Source organism: Bacillus sp. DX4.1 (genome assembly GCF_030348195.1).
Lineage (GTDB): Bacteria > Bacillota > Bacilli > Bacillales > Bacillaceae_G > Bacillus_A.
This window is the reverse complement of sequence record NZ_JAUCFT010000008.1, coordinates 386,314-405,074: the sequence shown is the minus strand read 5'-3', so window position 1 is coordinate 405,074 and position 18,761 is coordinate 386,314. Positions and strand designations below refer to the sequence as shown.

Annotated in this window: 17 protein-coding genes and 2 pseudogenes; 5 read left to right on the top strand and 14 right to left on the bottom strand. The window is 36.4% G+C overall.

Annotation, left to right across the window (positions count from 1 at the left end; translation table 11 throughout):
* Nucleotides 1-52: 52 nt before the first annotated feature.
* From gabT to QUF99_RS05435, 9 genes and pseudogenes are all read right to left on the bottom strand, one after another.
* A complete protein-coding gene (gabT, locus tag QUF99_RS05475) occupies nucleotides 53-1,414 on the bottom strand; it encodes a 4-aminobutyrate--2-oxoglutarate transaminase (protein ID WP_289368942.1) in 1,362 nt (453 codons plus the stop codon).
* A 150-nt stretch (nucleotides 1,415-1,564) separates the two neighbouring features.
* Nucleotides 1,565-1,919: pseudogene (locus tag QUF99_RS05470) on the bottom strand (HAD family hydrolase); the annotation flags it as partial.
* A gap of 25 nt (nucleotides 1,920-1,944) precedes the next feature.
* Nucleotides 1,945-2,856: a diacylglycerol kinase gene (locus QUF99_RS05465; protein WP_289374572.1), complete on the bottom strand. Its 912-nt coding sequence runs from the start codon at nucleotides 2,854-2,856 to the stop codon at nucleotides 1,945-1,947.
* A 742-nt stretch (nucleotides 2,857-3,598) separates the two neighbouring features.
* Nucleotides 3,599-5,029, bottom strand: coding sequence for an Asp-tRNA(Asn)/Glu-tRNA(Gln) amidotransferase subunit GatB (gatB, locus tag QUF99_RS05460; RefSeq protein WP_289368941.1), 1,431 nt, complete (start codon nucleotides 5,027-5,029; stop codon nucleotides 3,599-3,601).
* Nucleotides 5,030-5,043: 14 nt separating this feature from the next.
* Nucleotides 5,044-6,501: an Asp-tRNA(Asn)/Glu-tRNA(Gln) amidotransferase subunit GatA gene (gene gatA, locus QUF99_RS05455; protein ID WP_289368940.1), complete on the bottom strand. Its 1,458-nt coding sequence runs from the start codon at nucleotides 6,499-6,501 to the stop codon at nucleotides 5,044-5,046.
* Nucleotides 6,502-6,515: 14 nt separating this feature from the next.
* Entirely contained in the window at nucleotides 6,516-6,806 is a 291-nt protein-coding gene (gatC, locus tag QUF99_RS05450) for an Asp-tRNA(Asn)/Glu-tRNA(Gln) amidotransferase subunit GatC (protein WP_003194647.1), read from the bottom strand.
* A 299-nt stretch (nucleotides 6,807-7,105) separates the two neighbouring features.
* Nucleotides 7,106-7,342: a YiaA/YiaB family inner membrane protein gene (locus QUF99_RS05445; RefSeq protein ID WP_286123307.1), complete on the bottom strand. Its 237-nt coding sequence runs from the start codon at nucleotides 7,340-7,342 to the stop codon at nucleotides 7,106-7,108.
* 493 nt (nucleotides 7,343-7,835) lie between these two features.
* Nucleotides 7,836-8,822, bottom strand: coding sequence for an LLM class flavin-dependent oxidoreductase (locus QUF99_RS05440; RefSeq protein ID WP_289368939.1), 987 nt, complete (start codon nucleotides 8,820-8,822; stop codon nucleotides 7,836-7,838).
* Between the two features lie 284 nt (nucleotides 8,823-9,106).
* Nucleotides 9,107-9,394 (bottom strand): hypothetical protein, encoded by a 288-nt coding sequence (locus tag QUF99_RS05435; protein WP_289368938.1) that lies wholly within the window; start codon nucleotides 9,392-9,394, stop codon nucleotides 9,107-9,109.
* A gap of 364 nt (nucleotides 9,395-9,758) precedes the next feature.
* Here QUF99_RS05435 and QUF99_RS05430 point away from each other — a divergent pair, with 364 nt between their 5' ends.
* From QUF99_RS05430 to QUF99_RS05415, 4 genes are all read left to right on the top strand, one after another.
* Nucleotides 9,759-10,241: a MarR family winged helix-turn-helix transcriptional regulator gene (locus QUF99_RS05430; RefSeq protein ID WP_289368937.1), complete on the top strand. Its 483-nt coding sequence runs from the start codon at nucleotides 9,759-9,761 to the stop codon at nucleotides 10,239-10,241.
* Between the two features lie 77 nt (nucleotides 10,242-10,318).
* Complete coding sequence (locus tag QUF99_RS05425; protein WP_289368936.1) at nucleotides 10,319-11,497, top strand: ArsA family ATPase; 1,179 nt, start codon at nucleotides 10,319-10,321, stop codon at nucleotides 11,495-11,497.
* Nucleotides 11,490-11,684 (top strand): DUF3926 domain-containing protein, encoded by a 195-nt coding sequence (locus QUF99_RS05420; RefSeq protein WP_289368935.1) that lies wholly within the window; start codon nucleotides 11,490-11,492, stop codon nucleotides 11,682-11,684. Before QUF99_RS05425 ends, QUF99_RS05420 begins: the two co-directional genes overlap by 8 nt.
* 379 nt (nucleotides 11,685-12,063) lie before the next feature.
* Nucleotides 12,064-12,558 (top strand): HXXEE domain-containing protein, encoded by a 495-nt coding sequence (locus QUF99_RS05415; protein WP_483298621.1) that lies wholly within the window; start codon nucleotides 12,064-12,066, stop codon nucleotides 12,556-12,558.
* Nucleotides 12,559-12,629: 71 nt separating this feature from the next.
* Here QUF99_RS05415 and QUF99_RS05410 read toward each other — a convergent pair.
* A pseudogene (locus tag QUF99_RS05410) lies at nucleotides 12,630-12,734 on the bottom strand (MetQ/NlpA family ABC transporter substrate-binding protein); the annotation flags it as partial.
* Between the two features lie 103 nt (nucleotides 12,735-12,837).
* Here QUF99_RS05410 and QUF99_RS05405 point away from each other — a divergent pair.
* Nucleotides 12,838-13,395, top strand: coding sequence for a cysteine hydrolase family protein (locus QUF99_RS05405; RefSeq protein ID WP_289368933.1), 558 nt, complete (start codon nucleotides 12,838-12,840; stop codon nucleotides 13,393-13,395).
* Nucleotides 13,396-13,544: 149 nt separating this feature from the next.
* On the opposite strand, the gene QUF99_RS05400 is transcribed toward QUF99_RS05405, so the two are convergent.
* The 4 genes from QUF99_RS05400 to QUF99_RS05385 all read right to left on the bottom strand — a co-directional run bounded on the left by QUF99_RS05400 (nucleotide 13,545) and on the right by QUF99_RS05385 (nucleotide 18,757).
* Nucleotides 13,545-14,555, bottom strand: a complete 1,011-nt coding sequence (locus QUF99_RS05400) for a DUF4097 family beta strand repeat-containing protein (RefSeq protein WP_289368932.1) — start codon at nucleotides 14,553-14,555, stop codon at nucleotides 13,545-13,547.
* 429 nt (nucleotides 14,556-14,984) lie between these two features.
* The gene (gene pruA / locus QUF99_RS05395) at nucleotides 14,985-16,532 is read right to left on the bottom strand and encodes an L-glutamate gamma-semialdehyde dehydrogenase (protein WP_289368931.1); all 1,548 of its coding nucleotides are present in this window, start codon (nucleotides 16,530-16,532) and stop codon (nucleotides 14,985-14,987) included.
* Between the two features lie 154 nt (nucleotides 16,533-16,686).
* Nucleotides 16,687-17,457, bottom strand: a complete 771-nt coding sequence (locus QUF99_RS05390) for a TSUP family transporter (protein ID WP_289368930.1) — start codon at nucleotides 17,455-17,457, stop codon at nucleotides 16,687-16,689.
* 97 nt (nucleotides 17,458-17,554) lie between these two features.
* Complete coding sequence (locus QUF99_RS05385; RefSeq protein ID WP_289368929.1) at nucleotides 17,555-18,757, bottom strand: CamS family sex pheromone protein; 1,203 nt, start codon at nucleotides 18,755-18,757, stop codon at nucleotides 17,555-17,557.
* Nucleotides 18,758-18,761 lie beyond the last annotated feature (4 nt).

Genomic DNA, 18,761 nt, shown 5'->3' with positions numbered 1-18,761 from the left:
AACCAGAGAAAACTAGAATGGTCGCAAACAAGATTTTAATATATTACATGATTTACACCCGAGCTATATCAGCTTGCTCATAACAAGCTTGAAGAGAATCCTCAATAATTGTCAGTCCTTCTTCTAATTGCTCATCAGTAATAACCAGTGGCATTAAAACGCGAACTACATTCCCATATGTTCCTGCAGATAAAAGGAGTAAGCCTCGTTTATTTGCTTCTGTACATAAGTTTGCTGTTAATACTTTATCTGGCTCTTTCGTTGTACGATCTTTAACAATTTCAAATGCACACATTGCTCCTAAACCACGAACATCACCAATACAGTTATATGTTTTCTTCATTTCTTCAAATCGATTCATAACGACTTTTCCTATCTGTACAGCTCGTTCATTTAATTTTTCTTTCTCGATTACATCAAGAACAGCTAATGCTGCACTACAGCCTAATGGACTTCCAGCATATGTTCCGCCTAACTCACCTGGAGCGGATTCATTCATAACTTCTTTGCGACCAATTACGCCACTAATCGGCACTCCTGCTCCTAATGATTTCGATACAGTAATTAAATCTGGAACCACATCATAATGTTCAATCGCAAAATATTTTCCTGTACGGCTAAAGCCAGTTTGAATTTCATCAGCGACGAATAAAATGCCATGTTCAGAGCAAAGACGACGTACTTCCTGTACAAATTTTTTACTTGGGACAATGAAACCACCTTCGCCTTGAACAGGCTCCATCACAACAGCCGCTATACTTTCTGGCGCAACTTCTGATATTAAAAAGCTCTTAAATTCTTCAATAATAAAGTTATCGTATTGTTCTTCTGTTAGCCCTTCTGGACGACGATATTCATATGGGAATGGCGCTTTGTATACTTCTGGTGCAAATGGGCCAAATCCATATTTATAAGGCTTTACTTTACTTGTCATCGTCATTGTCATCAATGTACGGCCGTGAAACCCTTTTGAAAAAGCAATAATACCAGGTCGTTTCGTATATTTACGAGCGATTTTCACTGCATTTTCAACTGCTTCTGCACCGCTATTTAGAAATAGTACTTGCTTATCAAACTCCCCAGGTGCTAACGCTGCGAGCTTCTCTGCTAGTTCAATATATGGTTCATACATCATTACATTAAAACCAGTATGAATATATTGATCTACTTGCTTATGGATCGCTTCTGTAACAGCAGGGTGACAATGTCCAACATTAATTGTTCCAATTGCTCCAGCGAAATCAATAAATTGATTTCCATCTACATCTGTCACAAGTGCGCCATCAGCTGACTGTACGAATGTTTGAATGCCATTGCTAACCCCTCTTGGAACGATATTTTGACGGCGCTCAAATAAAGAAGCCGCTTTTGGTCCTGGAATTTGTTCATTTACTTTAGCAAATTTTGTATTCATCGTATCTTCCATCCTTTTCTATGATTTTCTATTTATATTGCAAAATGCATGCCAACTTATAAATACGATAACACTCTAATCCGTTGAGAATTACGACATAAAAAATAAGTCTATACGGACTTATTGCAAGTCCGTATAGACTTATTTTACTTACATATTAGACTTCTCTTGCTCCCAAATAGACTCACTGGATTCAGAAATCAAATCAGCTACAGAATCTAATACGATATCAGTAAGTGGTGTTAACGTTTGACGATTGCCAGTCCCAGAAAGAACCCCAATCGCATACCTCACATCACTATTTTTTGCTAAATACAAATCTGTCGGCGCATCTCCAATCACTGCTATTTCACACGGATCAAGCCTAAACCTCTCACAGAATGCTTCTACGATTTGTTTATCCGGTTTTTGTGCTGGAAATGTATCTGAAGCTACAATACAATCAAAAAAAGGATTCTAATTGATGTTGCTTTAAAAATAGTTCTATTGGTGCAAAATCGTGAGACAGCACGTAATAAAAAAAGGATGCCTTATAAAGCATCCTCGTCATGTTCTCGTTCTGGAATGAATAACTCAAGACAGTGGTATATGTTTTCAAACTCCATCGGTGCATCCCCACCATATTCACCATCGAGGTTAATCATCAATTTATCTGGCGAATGAACTTTAATGCGATTCGCCTGTGTATATAATACTTTTGGATTATTAATATGCTCACCGCGCTGTGCTTGTGTTGCTGCTTTAATTAAATCAGCAATGGAACCTTTTTTCAGCACTAATAAATCAAATAAGCCATCGTTAATCGACGCATATGGTGCAACTTTTTCAAAACCACCAACAGAGCGCGTATTCGTAATTAAAAACATCGTAATCTCTTCTTGCAATAACTTTCCATCATACTCAATTTCAACATATGTCGGATGTAGTGATGGCAGCATTTCAATCCCTTTTAAATAGTATGCAAGCTGTCCAAGTACCGTTTTTAACTTACTTGGCACTTCATATGTTAATTCTGTAATACGGCCGCCTCCAGCGATGTTGATGAAGTATGTACCGTTCGCTCTCCCAAGATCAAGCGGAACCGTTTGACCCGCACAAATAATATCAGCTGCATCTTCAATGGAACGCGGTACACCAATTGCACGTGCAAAATCATTTGTTGTGCCAACTGGGATAATACCGAACTTCGGACAATGTTCATGTCCTACTAAACCATTTACAACTTCATTTAGCGTCCCATCACCACCTGCTGCAATCACAACGTCAAACTTACGATCCGCAGCTTGCCTCGCCGCTACGGTCGCATCTCCAGGGCCAGTTGTCGCGTGACATGACGCTTCGTATCCAGCTTGTTCTAATTTTTGCAGTACTTCTGGCAAACTCTTTTTAAATAACTCACGACCAGAAGTAGGATTATAAATTATTCTCGCTCGCTTCATAATTCGTTAGCACAGGAAAACCCTCATTCATCCTCAAGGAAAAAGAATATACCAAACCTTTATCCAAGTATTCCTATGCCTACCTCCTCTCATCTCCATATCCTTCTTTTATCCCGCTCTAGCGGGCAGCAAAAGCCCAATTAATAAGGGCTAACCATCATTTCCAGATAAGGAACCTCCCACTGATGGAAGTTTCACTTTATGTTACCAAGAAATATATGACGTTCCATGATTCATACTGCGTTCTATTTCATCCTATTTCTTTCATAAAAAACCGGATCTATTAAATACTGATTCCCTATTCCTACATGAGATGAAAAACTCTCTATGTCTAGATTTATCATTATTCCCACCTTTTTGCAACTATCATACCATAGTTGCTATATAAACATTTTTGCCATTTGTCAGTTAAACAAACGTTTGATTAAATAGCCCTTATTTAAACAAATGTTTGTTTAACTCAGAAAAAACACCCAAATATGGGTGTTTTTTCTGTTTAATCTTTGATGTTTGATAGTTCTAACGGCTCGAATACTCGGTCATTTCACTTCTTCCTACGAGGCAAAAAACGCTTCTCTGTCAGAAGCTCCAATGCTAAACGAGCCACCTTCGCTTTTCGTTATTGTCTAGCTCCGCCTCCTAGCCCTTCACGTCTAAGAACCTTTCACACAAGAAAGTAACAAACACTTTCTGTGTGAAAGAACCTTAGCCGCCAGGCCTAAACAGTCGGCTCCGCTTTTCGTTATTATCGCTTATTAATTTCTTCTAATAAGATTTTGTTAACAAGTGGCGGATTTGCTTGTCCTTTTGTTGCTTTCATGATTTGACCAACTAAGAAGCCAATTGCACGGTCTTTACCGTTTTTGAAGTCTTCAATAGATTGTTCGTTATTATCAAGAATGTCTGTTACGATCTTACGAAGTGTGCCTTCATCAGAAATTTGAACAAGACCTTTTGCTTTTACGATTTCTTCTGGCTCTCCGCCTTTTTCAATTAATTCGTTAAATACTTTTTTCGCAATTTTAGACGAAATTGTACCTTTTTCAATTAATTGAACCATTTTTGCTAAGCTAGCTGGCGTTAATGCCACTTCTTTTAATTCTTTTTGTTGTTTATTTAAGTATGCTAGTACTTCACCCATTAACCAGTTTGATGTTAATTTCGCATCTGCACCATTTGCAACTGTTGCTTCAAAGAAATCAGACATCTCTTTCGTTAATGTTAATACGTGCGCATCGTAAGCTGGTAGCCCAAGCTCTTCAACATAGCGTACTTTACGAGCATCTGGAAGCTCAGGAATAGAAGCACGAACACGTTCTTTCCACTCATCATCGATGTAAAGTTCAACTAAGTCTGGCTCTGGGAAGTAACGGTAATCGTCAGATCCTTCTTTCACACGCATTAAGATTGTTTTCTTCGTTGCTTCATCATAACGGCGTGTTTCTTGTTGGATAATGCCACCAGATAATAATTCTTTTTCTTGACGCACTTGTTCGTGCTCAAGGCCTTTTTGTACGTAAGCGAAAGAGTTTAAGTTTTTCAGTTCTGCTTTTGTACCGAATTTCTCTCTTCCAACTGGACGAAGAGAAATGTTCGCATCACAACGAAGAGAACCCTCTTCCATCTTACAATCAGATACACCTGTATATTGAATGATTGATTTTAATTTTTCTAAGTATGCATATGCTTCTTCTGGCGTACGCATATCTGGCTCAGATACGATTTCGATTAACGGCATACCTTGACGGTTGTAGTCTACTAATGAATAGCCTTCGTCTGTATGCGTAGATTTACCCGCATCTTCTTCTAAGTGAAGACGTGTAATACCGATGCGTTTCTTTTTGCCGTCTACTTCGATTTCAATCCAACCATTTTCCCCAATTGGCTTATCATATTGAGAAATTTGGTACGCTTTCGGGTTATCTGGATAGAAATAGTTCTTACGGTCAAACTTTGTTTCTGTTGCGATTTCACAGTTTAATGCCATTGCTGCTTTCATCGCAAAGTTTACTGCTTCTTTATTTAGAGTTGGAAGCACCCCAGGATATCCTAAGTCAATTACACTTGTTTGTGTATTTGGAGCTGCTCCGAATTCTGTTGGACTTGCAGAGAAAATTTTAGAGTTTGTTTTTAACTCAACGTGAACCTCTAAACCAATAATTGTTTCTAAATTCATCTATGCTCGCCTCCTTACAAACTTGCTTTTTTTGTATGATAATCTGTTGCTTGCTCGAACGCATGTGCAACGCGATAAATTGTTGATTCATCGAAATGCTTACCGATAATTTGTAAACCAAGTGGCATGTTGTTTGCACCGAATCCACATGGAACAGAAATCGCTGGAACACCCGCTAAGTTTACTGGAATTGTTAAAATGTCATTTGCATACATCGTCATTGGATCGTCCATTTTTTCGCCCACTTTAAATGCTGGAGTTGGCGTTGTTGGTCCAATAATAACGTCATAGTTTGCAAATACATTTTCAAAGTCGTTTTTGATTAATGTACGTACTTGTTGTGCCTTTTTGTAATATGCATCATAGTAACCAGAGCTAAGTGCAAATGTACCAAGCATAATGCGGCGTTTTACTTCGTCACCGAAGCCTTCGCTACGCGTATTCTTGTAAAGGTCTAGCAAGTTATTCACATTATCAGAACGAACGCCGTAACGAACGCCATCAAAGCGTGAAAGGTTAGCAGATGCTTCAGAAGAAGATAATAGGTAGTAAGTTGCTAGTGCATATTTAGAGTGCGGAAGAGATACTTCTTCCCAAGTTGCTCCCATACCTTCTAACACTTTTAAAGCCGCTAGTACGGATTCACGAGCTTCTTCGCCAACACCTTCGCCTAAGTATTCTTTTGGCACAGCAATGCGTAAGCCTTTTACGTCGCCTGTTAAACCAGCTAAATAGTTGCCTACTTCAATGTTTGCAGAAGTTGTATCCATACGGTCAACACCTGAAATGGCTTGTAATAAGTATGCATTGTCTTCTACTGTACGTGTAATCGGTCCGATTTGGTCAAGAGAAGATGCGAACGCAACTAAACCAAAGCGAGATACACGACCGTATGTTGGTTTTAAACCAACAACGCCGCAATATGCAGCTGGTTGGCGGATAGAACCACCAGTATCAGAGCCTAATGAGAATAATACTTCTCCTGCTGCTACTGCTGCTGCAGAACCACCACTAGATCCACCTGGTACGTAGTCTAAGTTCCAAGGGTTTTTCGTTGCATAGAATCCAGAGTTTTCATTAGAAGACCCCATCGCAAACTCGTCCATGTTTAATTTACCGATTGTAATTGTGTCAGCAGCTTTTAGCTTTTGCACAACTGTTGCATCATAAATCGGATCAAAATTTGCTAACATTTTGCTCGCACAAGTTGTACGTAAGCCGTTTGTTACGATGTTATCTTTTACACCGATTGGCATACCGAATAGTAGACCATTGTCTTCAGCACCAATCTTCGCATCTAACTCTTTCGCTTTTGCACGTGCATTTTCTTCATCTAATGTAAGAAAAGCTTTTACGTTGTCTTCAACATCCGCAATACGTTTGTATGATTCTTCTACTAAATCCGTAACGGAAATTTCTTTGCTGTTTAATTTCTTATGTAACTGTGATATAGAATGATCAAATAATGACATCGAAATTCCCTCCTCTATTCTAATACTGCTGGAACACGGATTTGATTATCTTTGTGATCCGGTGCATTTTTTAATACTTCTTCAACTGGTAAACCTTTTTCTGGTACATCTTCACGCATAATATTTTTCATATCTAACACATGAGTTGTTGGTTTAACACCTGTTGTATCTAATTCATTTAACTGCTCAGCAAATGTAACAATTGCATCGAGTTGTTTTTGGAATTTTTCTGCTTCTTGATCTGTAATTGCAAGACGTGCTAAATGCGCAACATGCTTTACATTTTCAACGGAAATTCTTGACACGGCTAGGCCACCTCCATAATATTTCGTTCAATCTACAATACTATTGATGATACCAAATTTTCAGTACTTCAAGCAAGTCAACACACGGCACTTACAGCATTTTTACACAAAAAAAAGAAAGGCTTGTGCCTTTCCTATCATTTTATCCCGCTATTCTTGGGAAGTAAGACTCCCCCACCTCAAAGTTCAGCAAAAAGCAAAGAAGTTAGGTGGTGGGTAAACTGCCCGGAAACGCCCGATTCGTGAGGGCTAATGATCAGTGGGGATGAAGAAAAACCCCCACTGATCAAAGTTTCACTTTATGATTTATCTACTGGTTCTTTTTTAGGAAGATGTTCATTATCTTCCTCATTATCACGAATTGTTTTTTGTAATACAAAACAAGACATAGTTAAAAATAATGTTCCGATTAAATAATATCCTTTTACACTAAGTGTTTCATCTAATGTATAAATACCAATTAACATACCGGAAAGTGCACAAACAAAAGAAGTCCATGCTAAAAATGTGAACGCTTGGGTATTTCTCCTTCTCATTGTTCTCCCCCTTATCAGATCTCCATCCATTATAGACACATATATTACTATTTCTATTATGGATTTTTATGTAAAATAACCCTCTCCATTTATTACTCTATCACACACATTTTCTATTATAAAGCGTATTTTTTATATAATCTAAAAAAACAGAAATAATTTTACATTTATTTCAACTGAGCATAGGATAAAAATAAATATTACAAATCTCGAAATATACATAGGGGCCGGAAATAATTGTTACATTATGAACATCTTTAGATTTTCTACTAGATAACGCCCAAAAGCTTTTTTATCCAGAAGAATAGGGAATCCTTGATTTATGAGGAAAAGGATTCCGCTTTCTATAAATGGTTCATCATTTTTTTATGGGTTCTCACCAACAAAACGCGAATTTTGTACGCTAAGCGATTTTTCATTTATTGAACTATTGATTCCCAGCGGGAGTAAATAAAACGATCTATTTTGAAGTGCAATTTGCCCTATACATTTTTCACTTACAAGCAGGTATTACATACTTACCAAATAAGTCCAAGGATGAAAGCACTTTATGATTTTCTAATCCACCAAAATTCATTACTGCCATAAAGTTCGTAACACCTATTTCACGGTAGGACTGAATTTGTTTGATAACTTCATCAGGACTTCCGATTACTGGATTAAACTTCTGTTTAAGCACTTCATACGGGATATTTGTCCCATGGGGAGTATTCATAAATAATTGATAAGGACCTTTTGCATTTGATTCAGCATCTGTAATTGTTTCACCAACATGAACATGAAATGCAACAGGGATTTCTAATTCATCTGGATTACCGTGTCCTGATCTCAGATACACATTTTTGTATGTATCAATCAGCTTTGCTAATTCATCTCGTGATTTGCTAAATCCAAGCCCCATGAAATTGCTTCCCATACTAGCAACATGAGTAGCACCTTTTTCACTAGAGGTTGCAATCCAGTGAGGCGGAAACGGAGCTTGTATTGGCTGAACACTAAGCCTAAGATCTTTGTATTGAAAAAAGTTCCCTTGATGAGAAAAAGGCTTGCCTGACCATGCCTTACGTAACACTTCTAGAGACTCGTTAAAACGTTGAGCTTTATCCTCCAATGAAATATTATAACCATCAAATTCCTTCTGTTCATATCCACTACCTAACCCCAAATCTAATCTTCCGTTTGATAAAAGGTCAACCACCGCATAATCCTCAGCAATTCGTAAAGGATTATGTAATGGAAGTACTGAAACACCCACACCAAGACGAATTCTATTCGTCCTTTGAGATACCGCAGCGAGCAGAACTGCTGGAGAGGGGCTAATACCAAAATCCGAGAAATGATGCTCTGTAAACCATACCCCATCAAAATTCATTTCTTCAGCCCGAACGGCTTGCTCCAATACCTCGTTGTAGAATTGTCTAGGTGTGCGGGATAATTGATTGGGATAATGGTCAAATATCGTTAATGTACTAAATTTCATGTAATATCGCTCCTGGGAATTTTATTTATATAAATCCATTTTGATTTTTCGACATATAAGCCGCGGCTATGGATAACAACAGATGACCTGTACTCGTTTTCTTTCTTTGTTTTCACTATGTCTGGGCAGGAAAAGGATCTGACCGTTTCTATGCATGGCCGGATGCTCTCTCCCGCCTAAAAAGAAGGCTTTATGTCGGTTTTAAATTTGGATTTATATAACTTCTTTACTTCACTGATAGATTACAAAAAATCAAAATGATACTGTATTTAAAAATAATCGTTCTAGTTTTCCGAATCATTCCAGCGGCGACTCATTTCTAATCCATAATCCATGTCGTAAACTTCTTTTATAGCTTTAACCTTTTCAAGACTCTCTTGGCTAAACACAGATTTATTTTCAAAAGCATGAAGAACAATTCTTTCAAGAAGAACGCCTAGTGAAATATCGTGATACTCTGCCATCGCTTTCAAAACTTTTACCATTCTTTTTTCCATCCTAATACCAGTTTGCACACGTTCAACTTTAATTTTTTGATCTTTTCCACTAGTTTGATCGTTATGTTGTTTCATAATTCCCCATCCTTTTTGTTCAAAATCACCATCTTGTTACCTATATAACATTGTACCATTTTATCAATGTCACACATGTTGTCAATTATTTTATTAGCGTTTTAACAAAATATATTTTTTTCGGTATATCATCCCCCTTAAAAACCTAATCGAACATAATTAAGAACTTCCCATTGAAGTTAATCCACTTACTATGAAATGCCATGCAAAATATCCTTTTCGTTTGTATTGCTTTAGCATATACAATTCTTCATAAAGAACGAAATATAAACAGACAGAAGAATCGAAATAAACATTTGACATTTATTACAATGAAACATAAAATAAATATTACGAACCTCGAAATATACGGGAGTGGAAATAATTGTTGCAATACGAACATTTTTTAGAATTACTTCTAGATAACGCCAAGAAGCTTTTCTATCCCGAAGAATGGGTAAGCCTCGATTTATCACTTTCTAAAACAGAAGTGTTCTGCCTACTGTGGATGGAGCGAAATACAGATATTACGATGACTAAAATTACCGAACTTCTTGATATTCCAATGAGTACAACGACAGGCGTCGTCAATCGCCTCGTGAAAAAAGGATATATTGAGCGTTATCGTAATGAAAGTGATCGACGCATTGTATTAATTCGATTAACAGAAGCTGGAATACAACTTGTTAAAGAAGTGAAACAAAATGCTGCTCATTACTTTAATCTTGTGACAGAAGCATTATCAGAAGAAGAAAAAGCATTTTTACTGCAAATCTTCCAAAAGATTATGAACCATATGGCTACGTCACAACAGAAACCAGAAGAAAAGCTTCCTACATCTAAAATAAAAAACATTCCGATTGAATAGGCCCTTTATGGGTTTTTATTCAAAATAATATTTCGACACTCGTAATATTCGACTACCGAAACAAAGGGGATATGGATATGAGAATTATTTTATACACAGGTAAAGGCGGCGTAGGAAAAACAAGTATTTCAGCAGCAACAGCAATCCAAAGTGCAAAACAAGGTTTAAAAACATTAGTAATGAGTACAGATCCTGCACATAGTTTAGGAGATTCATTCGGAATTAAACTTTCATCGGAGCCGCAAGAAATTCGCGAAAACTTATGGGCACAAGAAATTAATACGATTTATGAAATGGAAAAAGGCTGGGGAAAACTTCAAAAATATATTACCCTATTATTCACATCGAAAGCGGCCGATGATATTACCACAGAAGAATTAACGATGTTTCCTGGCATGGAAGACTTAATTAGTTTGCTTCGTGTGCTAGATTACTATAAACAAAAAACATACGATGTTATCATTATTGACTGTGCACCAACTGGAGAAACACTTGCCATGTTAAGTTTTCCCGATATGCTCGGCTGGTGGATGGAAAAACTATTCCCAATTAAACGAAAAATATTAAAAATTGCACGGCCTGTTGCACAACCACTTCTTGGAATCCCTCTTCCTACCGATGATGTAATGGGTGAACTAACAAATACACTTGAACAACTCGGTGAAATGAGAGATATTTTATCAAACCGGGAAGTAACAAGTATTCGCGTTGTTGTAAATCCAGAAAAAATGGTCATTAAAGAAGCACAGCGTAGTTTTACCTATTTAAACTTATATGATTACAACGTAGATGCCATTATGATTAACCGCGTCATTCCTGATACTGTCACAGATTCCTACTTTCAAGCTTGGAAAGATGCACAAAAGAAATATAAAGCATTAATTCAAGATAGTTTTCAACCACTTCCGATTTATGAAGCTCCAATGTTTGAGCAGGAAGTAGTTGGCTTATCCATGTTAGAGCGTGTTGGAGATGCCTTGTTTAATGATGACCCCGATCCAACTGCTGTAAAATTTAACGGACGGACGCAATATGTAACAAAGGACGGAGACGAGTACATTTTTGTACTTTCCATCCCATTCTCTGATAAAAATGAACTAGCTTTAAACCAAAAAGGGGATGAACTCATCATTCGCGCTGGCTCTGTAAAACGAAACATTACATTACCGAAAACATTAACGCATTTATCCATTCAAGGTGCAAAATTTGAAGGGGATGTGCTAAACATTCGCTTTGGAGGTGTTGTTCATGCGTGAAGATTTACTACGAAAAATCATTCGGACGAAGATTGAGGTTGGGATGTATATCATGAATGAATTACCTACTCCTATTGGACAGCAAGCTAAAAAGGTGATCAACATTTTACAAGAAGAGCTTTCTTCTTGTATAGAGGAAAAAACACAGTCTACAGAAAGTAACTTAAAAAGCATTACGATTGAATAACGATATAAATACAAATTAAAAAACCGGCATAAAACCCTTCCTTTTAGGTGGGAGAGAGCATCCAGCCATGCATAGAAGCGGTCAGATCCTTTTCCTGCCCCATACCAAGTGAAAACAAAGAGAGAAAACGAGTGCAGGTCACCTTTTATGCCGAAAAATCAAAATGGATTTATATAGAATCACATAGGAAGCTCTCTTCTTATGGGCTTTCTATTCTTTTATCCTGCTATTCGTGAGCAGTAACACTCCCACCTCAGAGCTTGGCGAAAGCAAAGAAGTTAGGTGGGAGATCAACTGCCCGTAAAGGCCGGATTGGTGAGGGCTAATAATCAGTGGGGATGAAAAAAACCTCACCGATTAAAGTTTCACTTTATTGGAGATGATTCATTTGCTTAAAACTCTTGGAAATAAAAATGTGTCTACCCCTATTATAATTTGGTGCATTCCCTTATTATTTCTGATACACAATCTTGAAGAGGCTACAAAAATGCCACAGTATCTTTCTAATCAATTCTCTATCAATTTCATAAGCAATCATCAATTTATAATAGCGATTTGTATATTAACAACTATTGTTCTACTCTTCATTATCCTATATCAACTTCAGATTATATCGTCTGTTTACTGGATTATTTTCATACAAGGAGCTATTTTCTTTAACGCCGTTCAACATATTGTTTTATTCTTAATTTATCGCTCTTACAATCCCGGTACGATATCAGCATTTGTAATTGTCCTGTTTTCCCTCTATTTATTTTCCTTAATACAATTAATAATCCCAAAAAAGAAACTGGCCCTTACACTAGTTTCTAGTTTATTCTCCTATCCGATTATTATTTGGATTACCTTATTTTTAGCTAGTTTATTTGCTTAATCAAAAAAACAGGAATACTCCTGATCTTTTCACGATTATTTTACAATTTTTTAAGCCTATTAAGTGAAAGATTTATTGATTACATCTATTACTTCTTTGGAATGATACAATTCAATGATTTTTTGGAGCGTTGGATTGTATCTATCTTTCGTAAGTGCTGCAAAGATATTAGAAAACAATAATTTCATATAAATCCGTCTCTTTCTAAAAGGAAAATATCTTCCTCTAATTGAATATCATTACATGAATACGAAATGAAAACGGAGGACGATAAATAATATGAAAACAGCTCTTTTACTTGTCGATATTCAAAATGATTATTTTCCAAACGGAAGGATGGAACTGCGTAATGCAGTAGAAACTAGCGAATATGCCAGTCAACTTCTTCAACATTTTCGAGAAACAAACCAATCGATCTTTCATATCCAACATGTATCCACAAAAGAAACTGCTTCATTTTTTCTCCCTAATACCGAAGGCGTCCACATTCATGAAAATGTTCGTCCACTGCGAGATGAAACTGTCATTTTAAAACACTATCCAAACAGTTTTCGAGAAACAACACTACTAAAAAATTTACAAGAAATAGGAATTGAGAAACTCGTTATTTGTGGAATGATGACCCACATGTGTATTGATGCCACAGTAAGAGCTGCATTTGATTTTGGTTTTCATTGTACAGTTGTACATGATGCGTGTACAACAAAAGACCTCATGTTTAAAAATGCGATGATTCCTGCTGTGTATATTCATAACACGATTTTGGCAAGTTTAAATGATGTATATGCGGATGTTATGAATATAGAAGAATTTTTGAATTGTGAAAGAACTATCTAATCAATCGCTTTTTGACAAACAGTTATGCTCTGATCTATTTTCTGTCTTTCTTACCTCTTTAGTTGAAGAATTCACTATTCATAAAAAAACATGCCCCTATGAGCAGTGGGACATGTTTTTTTATGAATACAGAAACTTTCACACACAAACTATCTTAATTTAAAGTCACCTGAACTTGTTCTCACTTTAATAGTATTTTTCCCTAATCCCTTTACTCCAATTAATGTATTCTTCGATTTATCTTTATACGATAGACCATCTACGTTTACATCTGCTTTTCCAGAACTGCCATCAAAATCCACTTTTAAAGAATCGGGTAGCGTCTCAAATCTCATACTAATATCTCCGCTTGATGTACTGCATTCTACATCACCCTTTAAATTACTATCATTATATTCAATATTACCGGATGAAGTTTTAAATACTACATTTTTAGAATGAAGACCATCTACTTGAATTTTCCCACTACTTGTATTAAAATCGGCCATCTCAATGTCATTTTTCTTACTTTCAATAGCACCACTAGACGTTTTAGCTGTTAATTTATCATCTATTTTGGAATCTAATAGAGATAAGTCTCCCGATGAGGTCTTTATTGTTAACGCTCTTGCCTCTACCCCTCTTGCTACAGCATCTCCAGATGATGTTGTAGCTGTTAATTTGTCATTTATTTTGGAATCTAATAGAGATAGGTCCCCCGATGAAGTTTTCATCGTTAACTCTCTTGCCTCTACTCCTCTTGCTACAGCATCTCCAGATGATGTTGTAGCTTGTATATTTTCATACATTTTCTTCGGAATTTTAATTTGCAGTTTAACATCTGCAACTTTTCCAAATTGCAGCCCAAATAAATTATCATTTATTACAAAATCAACATTTAACTTATTATTCATCTCCTTCACCGTAAATGTATACCTATCTTCCATATTTTCCTTAATACTTCCATCTAATGAAACCTCAATTTCTTTCAAATCAGTTGGAACGATTTCAACATCAGCTGCAAGAGCCTCCACTTGAATGTCATCAATTTTCTCACTAGCTACCATTTCTTTTTTATGGATTTCAGCATCATTAAACGACACTCCTAAAACCGTCATTGCTCCTACACCAATAATCCCTATAACCAATAAAGACATTGCAATCAAAACGACCTTTTTCATAAATAAAAAATCCTCCATTTCGTTTATTATTCTTACTCCGTACAACAAAAGTACTTGAAAAGACTCCTCTAAAAAATTCATATTTATATAGCTTTTATTATTTAATACCATATATTATTCAGTACCGCCCAATAGTTGATTGTCTTTTCAGAATTTTATACATTTATTCTAACATTTACCATAATTTGTTACAAGATACTTTCAAGGTAAAAATTTCTAAAAAAAAAAAGAAACATCACCGCCAGTGAGCAACACTGACGGTGATGTCCTTTTGTCAAACCATAGATTTTCTTTCAAATTGTATTATACAGGAAATTTAAAAAATTCATACTAAAAAATATGACGCACGGATAGAATTTTCTAATGATTTTTGTTTCTATGTATAAGAAAAGACCTTCTCCATTACCGGGAAGGTCTTTCTTATACTCCTTACAGTGTTTCAGAAGTAGTTTTTGCTTGCATGTGTAGTGCTAGGTAATCAGGTCCACCTGCTTTAGAGTCTGTACCAGACATATTAAAGCCACCGAATGGTTGGTAACCTACGATTGCACCTGTGCATCCACGGTTGAAGTATAAGTTACCAACGTGGAAGTCTTCACGTGCTTTTTCGATATGTTCACGGTTGTTAGAAACAACAGCTCCTGTTAAACCGTATTCTGTATTGTTTGCAATTGCAAGCGCATGATCAAAGTCTTTTGCTTTGCAGAATGCTACTACTGGTCCGAAGATTTCTTCTTTCATTAAGCGAGCATCTTCTGCAACATCAGCAACGATTGTTGGTTGAATGAACCAACCTTTAGAATCATCACCTTCGCCACCTGCTACAATTTTACCTTCTTCTTTACCAATTGCAACATAGCTCATTACTTTATCAAATGCTGCTTGGTCGTTAACTGGTCCCATGTTTAAGCCTAGTTCAGCTGGGTTTCCTACTGTTAATTCTTTTGTTAATTCAACAGCACGATTTAATACATGATCATATACATCTTCGTGGATTACTGCACGAGAGCAAGCAGAACATTTTTGTCCTGAGAATCCGAATGCAGATGCAACGATAGATTTTGCTGCTAATTCAAGATCAGCTTCTTTATCAACAACGATTGTATCTTTACCGCCCATTTCAGCGATAACACGTTTTAACCAGATTTGACCTGGTTGTACTTTTGCTGCACGTTCGTAAATACGAATACCTACTTCTCTTGATCCAGTGAAGCTCACGAAGCGTGTACGTGGGTGGTCTACTAAGTAGTCACCAACTTCAGAACCGCTACCAGGAATGAAGTTTACTACGCCTGCAGGTAATCCTGCTTCTTCTAATACTTCCATAAATTTCGCAGCTACTACAGGTGTTGTACTAGCTGGCTTCAGTAATACTGTATTACCAGAAACTAATGCAGCTGTTGTCATACCTGCCATAATTGCAAATGGGAAATTCCAAGGAGAAATGATAACACCTACTCCTAATGGAATGTAAGAGAAACGGTTATATTCAATTGGACGGCTTTCTACTGGAATACCGTCTTTTAATTTTAACATTTGACGACCATAATATTCCATAAAGTCGATTGCTTCTGCTGTATCAGCATCTGCTTCATTCCATGGTTTACCTGCTTCTTTTACAAGAATAGCAGAAAACTCATGTTTTCTACGACGAACGATTGCTGCAGCGCGGAATAAAATGTCTGCACGCATTTCTGGTTTTGACTTTCTCCAAGTTTGGAATGTTTCATCCGCCACTTGCATCGCCTTTTCTGCTAATTCACGGCTTGCTTTTGAAACACGGCCAACGACTTCTTCTTTATTTGCAGGGTTCACAGAAACGATTTTATCGTCTGTAGTGATTTTTTCTCCCCCAATAATTAATGGATAGTCTTGTCCAAGATAAGATTCTACCGTCTTTAAGCCTTCTTCAAATGCCACTTTGTTTGCCTCTACTGTGAAATCTGTAAATGGCTCATGTTTGTATGCTACTACCATTACTTTTAGCCTCCCCTTAAAAAAACGTTTACATTTTACAATATTATTCTACACGATAATTTAGATTAATTCAAATATTCCTAGACTTATATTTTAAAAATTAATTAATTTTTGAAATATAATAAAAAAAGAGCTTCATACATATGTATGAAGCTTATAAAATATGAATATATTCCAAAACATTTTTTCCAATTAGTAAAATTGTCACCCATAAAAATAAAGTACGAACATATCCTACCCCTTTTTGCACAGCAAATCTTGAACCTAAATAAGCTCCTGCAATCATAGATAACCCCATAATAATGCCGTATTCAAAATGAATAACGTCTAAAAATAAAAATGTAATTAAAGATACAATATTACTAACAAAATTCAAAACTTTTCCAGATGCAGCGGCTCGAATAAAATCCAAACCAATTAATAGAAATGCAAAAATTAAAAAGGACCCTGTCCCTGGGCCGAAAAACCCATCATAAAATCCGACAATTAAAATAGCGAAGTAAAACATTAATGCTTTTCCTTTTGTCATCTTTTTATAGTTGGAAACACTACCCCAATCTTTTTTTATAATAATATAAATAGCAATGAAAACAAGCATGACTAGTACAAGCGGACGTAAAATATCTGGCGGAATAAATTTCACCACTAATGCTCCAGCAATTGCTCCAATAATAGTTAACGGGATTAACTTTCCTACTATACGGAAATCAACCTTTTTCGAACGAATAAAATACATCGTACTTGTAAATGTGCCCATCGTTGCCGCTAACTTATTTGTCGCAATTGCCGAAGCTGATGGCAAACCTACAAACATAAGTGCCGGAAGGGAAATTAACCCTCCTCCTCCAACAACCGAATCGATAAATGCGGCTAAAAATCCAAAAGCAACCAGTAATACAATAACCTGTAAACTTAATTCATCCATACCTTTTCCCCTCACCTTTTTTGTTCGCAACATTAGAAATTATAACAAAATTTCAAAATAAAAAAAGCCGTTCCTTAAAGGAACAGCTTTTTTATTCTTAATCTAAAATTTTCACAAACGGTTCATCCTGCTTCACATCACGAATAATAACCGCTTCTGGACGATCGACAGATTTAATCGTTACTTGCGCCTTAATATAGTTCGGGAAATATTCCATAACAAGTCCAGCTACATACTGCGTAAACCCAATTACTTCTGCTTTCCCATTAAATTGAACAGGAATTTCAATCTTCATCTCTTTTAATTGACCATCTTTATAGAATCCTCTACCCACAACAGCTGTGTAATCACCTTTAAAATACTCACTCAGCTTTGCCGTGAAGTTTTGAATAGTCGTATAATCTTCACGTTGATTTTCTAGTCCTGCTTGAGACGGGAATAAGTAATACTTTTCATCAATCGCTTTCCAACTTCCTATTTTATCACTGCCTTTATCTACTTGGGCATATGATACAAACGATCCTGGCACGAGCGATGATTTCCCTTCTTGACTGTAAATAGCAAATGTAATTGGAACATTTTTAAGCCTTGCATCTTTCTGTTGTAAGATAGGTAAAATTTCTTTCGCCATACGCTGTCCTTCTTCCAACAGCTTTGCTGGATCAATTTTTTCTTCACGAGGGTATCCATGCTCCTCATTAAAATAATGAACCGAATTCATCGCAAGACCAATAACAACCCCGCCTAATTCAACTTCCTTATCGCCTTTTCGAGCATAATAATCGTGCTCTAAAATATTAGAAAGATAAATTGGGGATTTTTTATTTCTCGCTTCTAATGTTTCTGGAGGTCCTGGTTCTAACATTGGATTCAGTCCAATATTTGGAACCTTTTGGGCGCCAGTTTGTTTTTTCAACGACTCGTCTAACTCTGCTTGTTCTTGGTCTGTTCGTTTTCTCTTCACAAGCATTTGAACCGTTTCTTTATCTAAAAATTGACCACCTTGGAATAAATAATCTTTCGTACTAAACGTTTCTTTTGCAATACGCATTAATCCTGTTTCAAACTCGTCAATATCTAAGCGACTATTTAATTGTTGTACGACTAAACCACGAGCAGAACCTTTTTCGAATGGTACCGTCGTTTTGTAATATTCATCAGAAATGGCGTACTTCGGAACAATTGCTTGCTCTTTTGAGTTACCAGATTTCTCGACAACTTTTTCTTCTTTTTTTATGCCTGTGCTACATCCACTTACGAGTAGTCCCAGACTCAATACTGCTAATGCTATTTTTTTCATGGTA